At 36.7% G+C, this 13,356-nt stretch carries 8 protein-coding genes and 1 tRNA gene; all 9 read right to left on the bottom strand.

From position 1 onward, the window contains the following. Nucleotides 1-25: 25 nt before the first annotated feature. Nucleotides 26-1,264, bottom strand: coding sequence for an ATP-dependent Clp protease ATP-binding subunit ClpX (clpX, locus tag MMF97_RS09395; protein WP_243361821.1), 1,239 nt, complete (start codon nt 1,262-1,264; stop codon nt 26-28). A 39-nt stretch (nt 1,265-1,303) separates the two neighbouring features. After that, on the bottom strand, nt 1,304-1,990 hold the full coding sequence (clpP, locus tag MMF97_RS09390; protein WP_243361819.1) for an ATP-dependent Clp endopeptidase proteolytic subunit ClpP: 687 nt from the start codon (nt 1,988-1,990) through the stop codon (nt 1,304-1,306). Nucleotides 1,991-2,287: 297 nt separating this feature from the next. Continuing rightward, complete coding sequence (gene tig, locus MMF97_RS09385) at nt 2,288-3,634, bottom strand: trigger factor (RefSeq protein WP_243361817.1); 1,347 nt, start codon at nt 3,632-3,634, stop codon at nt 2,288-2,290. Nucleotides 3,635-3,775: 141 nt separating this feature from the next. Further along, a tRNA-Leu gene (locus MMF97_RS09380) sits at nt 3,776-3,857 on the bottom strand. Nucleotides 3,858-3,970: 113 nt separating this feature from the next. Further along, nucleotides 3,971-4,771 carry an ABC transporter substrate-binding protein gene (locus tag MMF97_RS09375; protein WP_243361815.1) on the bottom strand — a complete coding sequence of 267 codons (801 nt, stop codon included), beginning with the start codon at nt 4,769-4,771 and terminating at the stop codon, nt 3,971-3,973. 336 nt (nt 4,772-5,107) lie between these two features. After that, nucleotides 5,108-7,582 (bottom strand): ABC transporter permease, encoded by a 2,475-nt coding sequence (locus MMF97_RS09370; RefSeq protein ID WP_243361813.1) that lies wholly within the window; start codon nt 7,580-7,582, stop codon nt 5,108-5,110. 99 nt (nt 7,583-7,681) lie between these two features. After that, complete coding sequence (locus tag MMF97_RS09365; protein ID WP_243361810.1) at nt 7,682-10,099, bottom strand: FtsX-like permease family protein; 2,418 nt, start codon at nt 10,097-10,099, stop codon at nt 7,682-7,684. A 71-nt stretch (nt 10,100-10,170) separates the two neighbouring features. Beyond that, a complete protein-coding gene (locus MMF97_RS09360) occupies nt 10,171-10,851 on the bottom strand; it encodes an ABC transporter ATP-binding protein (protein ID WP_243361808.1) in 681 nt (226 codons plus the stop codon). Nucleotides 10,852-10,964: 113 nt separating this feature from the next. Then, nucleotides 10,965-13,355 (bottom strand): ABC transporter permease, encoded by a 2,391-nt coding sequence (locus MMF97_RS09355; RefSeq protein WP_243361806.1) that lies wholly within the window; start codon nt 13,353-13,355, stop codon nt 10,965-10,967. Nucleotide 13,356 lies beyond the last annotated feature (1 nt).

The following is a 13,356-nucleotide window of genomic DNA, read 5'->3' as shown; positions in this document are numbered from 1 at the left end:
GATCAGGTCGGGATTTTCTTTATTTTTATGCGGCTTTAAGTTTCTTGAAATCTGCTTTTTCAAATTTCTCTTTTGCATAAGCCAAGCTAATCTCCAGATCTTTCACATCGCCTTCTGATGGCACTTCAAACATGGCATCTAACATAATGGCCTCACATATTGATCGTAAACCACGGGCGCCAAGTTTATATTCCATCGCTTTATCTACAATGAAATCTAAAACTTCTTCATCAAAGCTCAGTTTCACGCCTTCGTAATCAAACAGCTTTACATACTGGCGTATCAATGAATTTTTAGGTTCTGTAAGGATATTGCGCAATGCTGTTTTATCCAAAGGATTTAAGTGAGTTAATACGGGCACACGTCCAATCAACTCTGGAATTAATCCAAAAGATTTTAAATCCTGAGGTGTAATGTATTTGTACAGGTTTTTAAGGTCCAGATCTTTATCGTCTTTTTTAACCTTATAACCTACGGCTGTTGTACGTAAACGGTTGGCAATTTTACGTTCTATCCCATCAAAAGCTCCACCACAGATAAATAAAATATTATTGGTGTTTACCGCAATCATTTTCTGATCCGGGTGTTTACGACCGCCCTGTGGTGGTACATTCACAATGGTTCCTTCTAATATTTTAAGTAAGGCCTGCTGAACGCCTTCCCCGCTTACATCTCTCGTAATAGACGGGTTATCTGTTTTGCGGGCTACTTTATCTACCTCATCTATGTAAACAATGCCTCGCTCTGCCGATACCACATCGTAATCTGCAGCTTGTAATAAACGGGTAAGGATACTTTCAACGTCTTCACCCACATATCCGGCTTCTGTTAAAACCGTTGCATCCACAATACAGAATGGCACATGTAGAATTTTAGCAATGGTTTTAGCCAAAAGGGTTTTTCCTGTTCCGGTTTCGCCCACCAGCATGATATTAGATTTTTCTATCTCTATACCATCTTTATCTACTTTTTGGCCTAGTCTTTTAAAGTGATTGTAAACCGCAACCGAAAGTACTTTTTTCGCATCGTCTTGACCAATTACATACTGATCTAAATGAGCTTTGATTTCTGCAGGTTTTAACAACACCATTGGTGAGTCGTAACCTTTTCCTTTTTTATTACCTAATTCCTGCGCCAATAAAATACTGGCCTGGCCTACGCATTTATCACATATAAAAGCATCTAAACCTTCTATTAGCATTAATGTCTCGTTCTTTGGGGTATTGCAAAAAGAACAATGTGAATCTCTTCCCTGTCTGGCCATATGATTATTTTAACTATATAACGCTTTTATTCAGCATTCTTATTTATTCGATCCTAAAACTTCATCTATCATACCAAACGTTTTGGCTTCTTCAGATGTCATCCAGTAATCGCGGTCTGATGATTTCTCTACCCAGTCGTAATTTTGTCCTGAGTGCTGAGCAATGATATCATACAATTCTTTTTTCAGTTTCAACATCTCACGTAAGTTGATTTCCATATCTGATGCTACACCCTGTGCACCTCCAGATGGCTGGTGAATCATTACTCTTGAGTGTTGTAATGCTGCACGTTTACCCTTTGCACCTGCTACCAACAGCACTGCTCCCATTGATGCGGCCATACCTGTACAGATGGTTGCCACATCTGGTGAAATGTATTGCATAGTATCATAAATACCTAAACCGGCATATACTGAACCACCTGGTGAGTTGATGTAGATTTGTATATCGCGATGTGCATCTACCGATTGCAGGAACAGCAATTGTGCCTGTATGATATTTGCATTCTGGTCATATACGGCATCTCCTAAGAAAATAATGCGATCCATCATTAAACGTGAGAAAACGTCCATCTGTGCAACGTTTAACTGGCGTTCTTCTATGATATATGGTGTCATTGACTTAGGTGAATTATTGGTAGCACCAATAAATCTGTCAACGTTTAATCCGTTTATGCGGTGATGCTTAACAGCATATTTTCTAAATTCGTCTTTGTTAATTTCCATTGTGCTTGCATTTAGATTTTAGACGCGATGATACGTCATTTACAATTTTAATAAATACTTTTCTAGCTTTCGTAATTTCTATGCCAATTTATCCAAATATTTATAATTAAAGTTATTTTGACATTTGAATTAAATCATTGCAAGCCCTAAAGCGTGTGCTTTTATATTTTATACGCTAAGAGCAGCCTTTTGAGCTGCTCTTAACATTTATTTTATTTTTCTGACAAAGGGTCAGGGTGAAACTAACATATTGTCTGAAACTATTCTCTAAAATCAACTGTGTTGAACTTTTTCGGATTAATTCAATTCAGCAAATTTTTTGAAGGTAATTTCTTTATCGTTTAAAGTAATCACAGATTTAATGTGGTCAAAAACTTTAGCAGCTTTAACTTCTTCAAAAATTCTGTTTACATTATCTTTTTCCTGTAAGAAATTGGTGGTGTATTGCGCCAACTGATCTTCAGGTAAAGCTTGCGGGCTGTACATTCTAAACTGTGCATCTAAGCGTTGTTTAGCAGTTTCAAAAACGTCTTTGTACTCTATTTTGATATCGTTGTCTTTAACGATTTTATTTTCGATCAAAGTCCATTTTAAGTTCTTAGCAAAGTCATTGTAACCTTCTGCTAGTTCTGCATCAGATAATTTTTCGTTGGTAGCTTTTAACCATTTACGTAAAAACTCATCTGGTAACTGCATTTTTGTTTGCTCAGAATATTGTGTGTAAATGTCATTTTGCAATTTACGCTCAGCATCTTGTTTAAACATGGCCTCGATCTCTTCTTTGATCTTGGTTTTAAAGCCTTCTTCATCAGTTACCACTCCAGCTCCAAACAATTTATCAAAAAACTCCTGGTTAAGGTCTGCTTCTTCTAAACGGTTAACATTTTTAACAGTAACTTTAAATTTAGATTTTACTGCTGCTGCCTGCTCATCGGTAATGTTTAATAATTTAGCAATTGCTGCTGCATCATTACCATAAGCTTTTTGTACATCTAATTCAATTACATCGTCTTTTTTAGCGCCGATTAATGATTTTAAAATCTTTTTATCACTTACAAGGTCTGTACGAACAGAACCTGTGCTTGTAATACCACCTTCTAATACAGAACCGTCTTCTGCCAGCTCAGCTAAATCAGCATAAAGTACATCTCCTTCTGCAGCTACATCAGGGTTAGTCATTTTACCATAGCTTTTGCGGATGTTTGTGATACGTTCTGCTAAAGTTTCTTCGTCTGCCGTTACATTATACTGTGTAAATTTATCTTTTGAGGTAATATCGATATCTACTGCAGGTGCAAGTCCTATTTCGTATGCAAATTCAAAAGTATCGTTACCATCCCAGTTAAAATCTTTCTCATCTTCTACTTTTGGCAGCGGCTGACCTAAGATTTCAACGTTGTTATCTGTTAAATATTTACCGATATTTTCATTTAACATGTTGTTGATTTCTTCAACAAGAATGCTTTTTCCATACATTCTTTTAATGTGACCTACTGGTACCATTCCTTTACGGAAACCTGGTAGGTTAGCTTTTTTTGCCTGCTCTTTTAAAGCTTTATCTACTCTTGGCGTGTAATCTTCAGGTGCGATAGCAATTTTTACTACTGCATTTAAATCATCAATTTTCTCCTGTGTGATGTTCATTTTATTCAATTAGAGTTGAGTATTGAGATATGAGATTTGAGGTGATAAAGTTAAGCCCAAACGCACATCGATATAAATTATTTAAAATGTCTTTTTAAAATAAAACCGTCCCGACATAAAATCGGGACGGTTTACCTTTTGTGCGGAAGAAGGGACTCGAACCCCCACGCCGTGAAGCGCCAGATCCTAAGTCTGGTGCGGCTACCAATTACGCCACTTCCGCAGTTAGGATTTATTTCGGATTGCAAAGATAGTGTTTTGCTTTAATTTTCAAAAATAAATTGAAATTATTTTCACCCTAAATTCCTTCTTTTTTGAGCTTATATCTGCAAAGCGCTAATTCTTAATCTCTTGCAAAAAATCAAAAAAATACTGCACCGATTTTACCAGTCTGCTACCATACCATGAAAACATCTCTCCATCTACCAGTATGACCTTTGTATGGGGTAATTCTACGGCAAGTTCATCAATATGTTGTTGTTTGAAAGGATAAGGTTCTGATGACAAAAAAATCATTTGTGGCGCAAGAGTTTTGATCTCATCTATACTCAGCTCAGGGTAACGTTGTTCTTTAACAGCATTTATAAGACCGATTTTAGTTAATATATCATCAATAAAGGTATGCTTACCGGCAGCCATATAAGGATTTCTCCAGATAAGATAAAGCGTATTTAAAGAAATAGCATATTGAGCCGCCAGACCTTGCAGATCTGTAAATCCATTTTTGATGAGATAGTTTAAATAAGATGCTTCGGGTTGACGATTTACCAACTCTCCTATTTCGGTAATTGTAGTTAAGGCATCTTCAAGTGTATAGATATCACTCATCCATACCGGAAATTCATGCATTAACTGTTCTATATCTTCTCTGGTATTTTCTTCTTTATTCCCTATGATCAAATCGGGTTTTAATGCCCTGATTTCATCTATTTTAAGCTTTTTGGTTCCGCCTACTTTTGGTGTGGAGGCAAATTTTTCAATAGGATGGATACAGAATTTGGTAATCCCCACAACTTCATCATTTAATCCCAGATCGAATAAGAGCTCTGTTTGCGAAGGTACCAGAGAAACAATACGTTTGGGTGGATAGTTAATGTTTATGGCATGACCCAGCTGATCTGTAAAGCTCTTTTGCATATACAAAAATAGGCATTATATTGCTTTTAGCTATCCAAACCACATAGAAACATAGATTTTATACATTTATAACATTTTGTACTTTGTTTCTATGTGGTTTTAATTAATCATATTTCGACAAGCTCAATATGACAAGGACAAGCTCAATATGACAAGGACAAGTTCAATATGACAAGGACAGGCTCAGGATGAACATGGAGAAAGCGGCGTCACGCAAATAAAAGACTATGGTACTTTTAAGGCTCAAATGTCAGGCTGAGCTTGTCGAAGCCTATTACATTTCGACAACTTGTCCCGATGCTTCGACAAGCTCAATGGGACAATTATTACTAACTATTACTCGTACTTAAGCATCTTAACCGGATCGGCTTTTACAGCTCTGATACTTTGCATACTCACAATAGCGATAGCCAATAAGACCGAAACCAGATTTACACTCAGGAAAAGCATAAAAGGCATTTCAATGCGATACACAAAAATCCTGAACCAGCTATCCATATAGATATAAGCGAGCACATCGGCAATGATATTAGCCATGAGAACGAGCTTTACCAAATCTTTATTCAGTAATTTGAGTAACGAGCCTGTAGAGGCGCCCAATACTCTTCTTACGGCGATTTCTTTAAGCCTTATTTTTGCGCTGTAAGCAGCGATGCTCAATAAACCGAACAGCGATACCAACAGCGTTAAAGAACCAAATAAAAAGATCAGTCTGCCCGATACTTCATAGCTTAAATTCATTTTCGCCGCTACTTCATCTATAAAATTGATATTTGGTTCATCTCCTGGTTCTATTTGTCTCCAAGTTTTCTTGATATCGCTAATGGTTTCAGTTATGTTATGACCGTTTATTCTGATAAGAACATTCTGACGCCAATGAAATTTAAAATCATTGGCCATATAAATAGTAGGATTGATTTTACTTTCGAAACCATACACCTGTATATCTTTTACCACGCCTATTACATTAAACTGTTTAAGCTCATCATTCACGTAAATTCCGAGCTGCTGGTCCAAACGATCAGATAAGCTCAATTTATTGTAAAGCGTTTGGTTAATGATTACACTATTGAGGGTATCTGTACTCATTTTTTGAGCTGAAAAATCTCTTCCGGCTATAATTTTTCCTTTTACAACCGATAAATAGTTAGGATCTGTGTATTTAGCATCTACTTTCTGTTTAATGCCTTTAAATTCGATATCATCTTCAAAGCCTGAATCGTTAATCGGCATGTCAACAGACCTTGAAACGTCTTCCACGCCTTTAATGGTCAACAATCTTTGCTTGATGCTTTCAAATTCATTAGGATTAAGATTTCTATGCTTGAAATCTGCAATACCTAGATTTACCAAGAGTTTGGGTTCTATACCTAAATCCTTATTTTTCATGTATTGCAATTGGGCATAAACCACCAAAAAACTAATGGCCAACGATGCGGCAATAGCAAACTGCGAAACGATCAGCACTTTTCTGAAAGCGCCAATTTTTTTGGATGTACTAAGATTGCCTTTAAGCACTTTAACCGGTGCATAACCAGATAAAATTAACGCAGGATATAAACCGGCTATAATAATTACACCTGCTAACAGCAATAAAGACTGCTGCAATACTTTTAAGGTATTGTAACCATCAAAAAATTTGAGGTTATCATTAATCATCAGGTTTACAGATGGCATAAAGAGTTCTACCAACATCAATGCAATTAAAAACGCACCTATACATTGAACTGCCGTTTCTAATAGAAACTGTTTGGTGAGGTCTGCCCTGAAACATCCTAAAACCTTTTTAACACCCACTTCTTTAGCCCTGCTCTGGGCTAAAACCAAAGCCATGTTGGTATAGTTTACGCACGAAATAAAAATTAGAAATCCGGCTAAGGTTGCCAGTATATAAATACTCTTTTGCTTTGGATTGTCTGATGAATAATATGAAGTAAGGTTGATATCAGGAACGGATTCTATAATTACTTTATGATTGGTAATACCCTCTTCTTTCTTTAAGATTTCTTTAGCTTCTTCTATACTCGGATTAAATGCAGCACTGCTGTTCTTACTTGCCAGTTTGGCTCTTTCTATAAGGTATTGATTATTTATTTTTTCAAATAACTGTTTATGATCTGCATTTTTGCGTAAAGTAAATAAGGTAGAAAATGAGGTTCCCAACAACTGATCGCCATATACTTTCTCATCTAACTTTGTAATGACATCAAATTTAAAGACCGATGGTTGCTTTTGGTCATCCCACACCGCTTTAACCACCAGATTTTCATCCTTAAAATTAAATCCTCCTTTTCTTATCAAAGTTTTACCTATGGGATCTTCATCGCCGAAATACTTTTTGGCACAACTTAAGCTTATGGCAACTGCATTAGGGGCTGTATTAAATCCAATTATGCTTCCTTTTACAGGTGTAAGCGGATAAACTTTCAAAAAATTACTATCTACCGTTACGGTTACTGACCTTTCGGCAGGCTTTGAGATATCTTCTGTTCCGTATAAATATCGTCTGCTTTCTAAATGGCCTACAGATACGTTTTCTACTTCGTGAAACTGTTCATTCAGCATTTTAGCAAACAACCTTTTGATTTTTGGCCCTTTGCTTTCAGCTCCATTCTGAACTTCTTCCCTGCCTACCCTGTAAGTGCGGTACAGTTTTTCGTTCCATTTATCATAACTCGTTTCCCTGTTTACATAGGTTAAAATCATCATAAAGCCCGCCAAACCTAATGATAGCCCTAATATATTTATGGCTGTATAAGCCTTATTTTTCCATAGGTTGCGTAACGCTATTTTTAAATTTAGTTTAAACATAATTATTGGCTGGTGGTCTATTGGTCATTAATTTGATTAGACATTATTTACATTTAGACAAGCTCAATGTAACATGATAATAGATCTTTTTGATAACTCTTACTCATATTTTAAGGCATTAACCGGATTATTAACTGCTGCCTTACGTGCCTGCATACTCGTAGTTAAGATAGCCACCAATACAGATGAAACCGTTGCGATAACAAAAGGCCATATTGGCATATCAATACGATAAGCGAAGCCTGTCAACCATTGCCTGGTTAAAATATAAGCTACAGGCCAGCTGATTACATTTGCGGTTATAACCAGAATAAGGAAAGAACGGTTTAGCATATTGATGAGCTGCAGATCTGAAGCGCCCAATATTTTTCTGATGGCAATTTCTTTGGTACGTCTTTGCGCCATAAATGCAGATAAAGCAAATAAGCCCAGTAATGAAAGCGCAACCGATATAACACTAAACAATAGCATAATCTGCATAATACGTTCTCCACTTTGCAGCTCTTTTTTAAAGGCAGCTTCAAGACTGGTGTATTGCATCGGGAAATTAGGATACAATTTACTCCATTCTTTCTCTATAGCCTGTATTACAGCTTTATTCTGCGAAGTATTGAATTTAACCAAAAGATTATTGGTGCTTGATGTGCCTCCTAACTCAGTTACTTTATAAACGGTTGGTAATACGGCTTTGTCAAAACTCTCATTGTTGTAATCTTTAATTACTCCTACAATCTGAAAAGTATTTTGAAATTCATCTTTTCCGCTCTTATAAAATTTACCAACCACATCATTACCCAGCAGTTTTGCAGCAGCCTCGTTTAAAACTGCCGTATTTACAGTATCTTGTTTGTATTGAGAACCAAAGATCCTCCCCTTTACAACTTCTACACCCAAAGCAGGCAAGGTTTCCATGCTTACGGTAACCGTATTCAAATTATATTCCTGGTTATTGTATTTTATTTCATGTGGCACATTAAAGCTATTACCCATAACCTGTGTGGTTGTGCCCACATATTGTACGCCTGGTATATGCTTAATCCTTTCTACAAAGTTATCTTCATAATTGGTTGCAATATTAATCAGTTTGCTACGATCAAAACCTAAATCTTTATGGGCAATGTATTCATTTTGAAGATGTATAACTCCTATACCAATTATGAATGTAACGGCAATTACAAATTGAAGGATCACCAGCGCATTTCTTAACGCAATACCTTTAAAACTGGTTTCATAATTGCCTTTAAGTACCTTTACAGGATTGAAGCCAGAAATAATCCAGGCCGGATAAAAGCCTGCCAAAAGCGTAATGAGCAAGAACAGTCCAAACAACTGGAGCAACAAAGTACCCAAATGATTGTTATACCAGAAAGACAGATTGATATCGAACTGGCGGTTAAAAGATGGCAAAAGTATCTCTACCAGAACTACCGCAATAAGTGTAGCGACGAAACTCTGTATAGCCGCTTCATTTAAAAACTGACGAACAAGCTGCTGCTTATACACACCTAAGACTTTTTTTACGCCTACTTCTTTAGCTCTCTGTACAGACTGGGCTGTTGAAAGGTTTACAAAGTTGATGATAGAAATGAGCAACAAAAACAGGGATATTGCGATAAGTGGTTTGATTTTTTCGAGCCAGGTAGAATTAACCGTAGGGTTAATATGCACCTCTGTCATAGGAACCGCTTTTAGCCCAGGGTTGTAACCGTTTTTATAAAAATCTTCGAATTTAATTTCACGCTTTGCAAAATTGGCTTTCTTAAATGTGATATAAGTACTTAACAGCGTCTTGTTTAAATTAGTGGTATCTAACTTTTGGGTTGCCAATGCATAAACCTGACAATAATTGGTAGATTGCGGCCGATCAGGATCTACCTCTCTCCTTCCAGTATGTGTCATGGCATTAAAGGCTACAGTTTCAGGAGTTTCTGTATCCTTTACAACACCTGTAATGGTCATCGGTTTTGCTTCATCTCCTCTCCAGGCCAACACGCTGATTTGTTTGCCCAAAACCTGGTCTGTACCAAATAACTTTTTAGCGAAACTTTGTTTTACTACTACTGTAAACGGTTTGCTCAATGCTGTTTTTTCGTCTCCATACAAAAATTCATAAGGAAAAACCTTAAAGAACATTGAATCGGCATTTTTGATGTCACTTACAAGAATAGGCTCTTTATTCTCTATTTTAATAGAATAAGAATTGCCCCAACCGTTATCAATTTTTGTAACAGCCGAGAACTGAGGTATTTTTTCTTTGAGCAGATTACCTATCCTCGAATCGGTTATATGCTGCCATCTAGGTTTATTATCAGGCGTGAAGAAATCATGCCTTTCACGGATCTGGTAAACCTGTTTAAGCTGTGGATCCCAGGTATCGTAACTTTTTTCATTATTGATAAAAAGAAGCAATAAAATAAATGCCGTTAAGCCTAAAGCCAAACCGCCAATATTAATGGCTGTATAGGTTTTATTTTTCCATAGATTGCGTAGGGCTATTTTCAGGTTTATCTTAAACATATGCTTGTTTGGTTATGGGTTAACAGAAAGGTCATTTAATGTTTTTTAGTTCTCAAATTGCTTCACGTCAATTATCCGATTTTCAAATCTTCTTTGATCACTCCGTCTTCAATAGTTATGATTCTGTTTCCATATCCTGCATTTTTCTCAGAATGGGTAACCTGTACTATTGTTATACCGTCTTCTCTATTCAATTTTTTAAAGAGTTCCATAATCTCCTCTGCCTGCACAGACTGCAAATTGCCTGTAGGTTCATCTGCCAGTATAATGGCCGGCTGTGCTGCCAAAGCTCTGGCTATACCTACTAACTGTTGTTGTCCGCCCGAAAGTTGATTAGGAAACAGATCTTTCTTAGCCACGATATTAAATCTATCTAAAAGATCGGCTATGCGGCTTTTACGTTCTCCACTGCTCACGTTCTTATACAGCAAGGGTGCTTCGATATTTTCATACACCGTCATCTCATCTATAAGGTGATAAGCCTGAAAAACAAAGCCTATATGGTTACGGTATAATTCTATTTTCTTACGCTCGCCCAAATGGGTCACATCTTCTTCATTAAAAAAATAACTGCCGTATGTGGGTTCTTCCAACATACCCATGATATTCAATAAGGTAGATTTTCCTGCTCCTGATGGCCCCATAATGGATACAAATTCTCCTTTATTGATCTGGGTGGTAACGTGTCGCAAAACATAGTTTTTAACTCCTTTGTTAGCGTAGTATTTTTCTATATTTTCCAGTTTTATCATATTGTTATTGTTATTCGTTGATTGGTTGATTGGTTGTTGGTTTGTTGGTTAGGCTTGTTTGATGCTTATCTTTCGGTCTTTCGACTCTTAACTCTCTACTTCTGAATTCATTATTATTCATATTTAAGGGCATCAATGGCATTGGCTTTAGCTGCTCTTAACGAGCGCATCGATACTGTAATCAAAGTGATGATTAAAGAAATGCACATGGCAATAACAAAAGGCCATATACTCACATTGATACGATAGGTAAAGCCATTGAGCCATTTCGACACAAATACATAAGCCAAAGGCCAGGCCACCAGATTTGCAATGAAAACCATAAGCAGAAATGAACCATTTAGCATTTTAACCAGCTCAAATGTAGAAGCACCTAACACTCTCCTAATAGCCACTTCTTTGGTTCGTTGTGCAGCCACAAAAGAAATCAACCCAAATAAACCTATGAATGAGATGAAAATAATTACCCCTGCAAACACTTTAAATAAAGTACCCATAATTTTTTCGCTCTCGTAATAACTGTTAATCTCATCATCCATAAATGAAGAACTATATACATATTCAGGAAATACATTATTCCATATTTTCTGGATATCTGCCATACCCTGCATAATCTGCTTACTATCAAGCTTAACAGCCATGGTATAATAGCCTTTTTTATAGGTACTGATGGCTATTGGTGAAATACCATCGCGCAGGCTATTATTATTAAAATCTTTAACCACACCCACAATTTGTCCTGATCTGCCGCTAATGTTCAGCTTTTTACCTACAGCTTCCTGCGGGTTAGGTACATTTAATCGTTTCAGTAAGGTTTCATTTACCACATATTCTCTTATGGTATCACTTTTACTGAAAGCTCTGCCGGCTACAAAATCCAGCCCAAATGTTTTAAAGTAATTTTCGTCGCCAACTTTAGTATTAACCTGGAAATCGGCATCTTTTGAGCTGTTATAAGAGAAATTGCTTTCATTATTATTAGATGATGAAGGTGCAGACATACACAAAGTCAGATTTTTTACTCCCGGCACTTGCATAATACGCGATTTTAATACGTCAAATCTTGTTCTGCTGATACTATCATTAGGAATATCTACCAACGCAATGGCCGAAGGATTAAAGCCTATAGGCCGCTCTCTGATGTATTTCATCTGATTGATGATAAACAAAGTGCCGATAATAAGTACCACAGTAAGGGCAAACTGTACCACCACAAGCACTTTTCTCAGTCCTAAACCACCCGTATTGGCTTTTACTTTGTTTTTAATAGCTAAAGCCGGGCTAAAACCCGACATCACCAATGCAGGATAAAAACCAGACAAACAAGCTACCACAACCGTTAAGGCTACCATAAATAAAAAGATAGACGGATATTGAAAGATATTGAAAGCCATATCGATGTTGAACAGGTTGCGCATGCCCGGTAAAGCAGCTTCTGTTAACACACAGGCAAATAGCAAAGCAATAAGGGTTAAAGAAAAAGTTTCTGTAAGGAATTGCACGATCAATTGCTTGCGCATACTTCCCATTACCTTTCTTACGCCTATTTCTTTTGAACGACTGATCGATTGAGCTGTAGCCAGATTGATAAAGTTGATACAAGCTGTAAGCATAAGAAACGCTCCTATTACCATTAGGCCATATATTTCTTTCATAGGCATGGTATTACCTGCAAAATTTCCATATTCAGGATCGTAATGGATCTGGCTTAAAGCCTGAAAATGATGTCCCTCTTTACCCGGGCCCTTATCTGTATAATATTTATTTACAAACTGAGCCATTGGGGCGCTTAGGCTATTGATATCTACACCTTTCTTTAGCAAAACATAACATTCTGAAGATGAAGAGCAAGAACCCCATCTATCCATATTTTTGTTCTTATAATTTTTATACGAAAGAACAATTCTTATAGGGAATGAGCTGTTTTTAGGTAGGTCGTCAATTACCCCAATTACCTTGTAGTTTTCATTATTCTGGTAGTTAAATGATTTGCCAACTGCGTTTTTCCAGTCACCAAAAAATCGGGTAGCTGTTTCTTTAGTTAGAATGGTTGTATTTGGATTTTTCAGTTCATCTGCCTGCCCGGCTAACCACTTGAAATCGAAAATATCAAAAAACTCTGGCTCTATATAAAATGTACGCTCTTGTGTTTTTAATTTTTCATTGCCTTTAGCATCATTTATTTTGACAATACCAAATGCCTGCTGTATAGCTGAAACCTTTTCGAGTTGTGCCGAAAAATCATTGCGCAAAGCAGGTGCTAATGGCAGTGGGACACCCTGTGAAGAAAAATTATTACCATCAGCATAATTCCAGGTAGAAACTACACGATAAATCTGGTCTTCATTTTTGTAGCCTTTATCATAGCTCATCTGGTAATTGATAAACATGAAAATGAGGATACAACAGGCCATTCCTATAGAAAGACCCAAAATATTAATAATGGTATAGGTCTTGTTTTTCCAAAGATTGCGTAAGGCTATTTTTAAGTTCAGTTTAAACATT

The organism is Pedobacter montanisoli (assembly GCF_022809115.1).
In the GTDB taxonomy this organism is placed as follows: Bacteria; Bacteroidota; Bacteroidia; order Sphingobacteriales; family Sphingobacteriaceae; genus Pedobacter; species Pedobacter montanisoli.
Note: the sequence above shows the minus strand (reverse complement) of the source record. Positions and strands in the feature narration are given on the sequence as shown.

Excerpts from the sequence above, each read along its gene's own strand:
- clpX (WP_243361821.1), bottom strand. The coding sequence starts at position 1,264 with ATGGCCAGACAGGGAAGAGATTCACATTGTTCTTTTTGCAATACCCCA.
- clpP (WP_243361819.1), bottom strand. The coding sequence starts at position 1,990 with ATGGAAATTAACAAAGACGAATTTAGAAAATATGCTGTTAAGCATCAC.
- tig (WP_243361817.1), bottom strand. The coding sequence starts at position 3,634 with ATGAACATCACACAGGAGAAAATTGATGATTTAAATGCAGTAGTAAAA.
- MMF97_RS09375 (WP_243361815.1), bottom strand. The coding sequence starts at position 4,771 with ATGCAAAAGAGCTTTACAGATCAGCTGGGTCATGCCATAAACATTAAC.
- MMF97_RS09370 (WP_243361813.1), bottom strand. The coding sequence starts at position 7,582 with ATGTTTAAACTAAATTTAAAAATAGCGTTACGCAACCTATGGAAAAAT.
- MMF97_RS09365 (WP_243361810.1), bottom strand. The coding sequence starts at position 10,099 with ATGTTTAAGATAAACCTGAAAATAGCCCTACGCAATCTATGGAAAAAT.
- MMF97_RS09360 (WP_243361808.1), bottom strand. The coding sequence starts at position 10,851 with ATGATAAAACTGGAAAATATAGAAAAATACTACGCTAACAAAGGAGTT.
- MMF97_RS09355 (WP_243361806.1), bottom strand. The coding sequence starts at position 13,355 with ATGTTTAAACTGAACTTAAAAATAGCCTTACGCAATCTTTGGAAAAAC.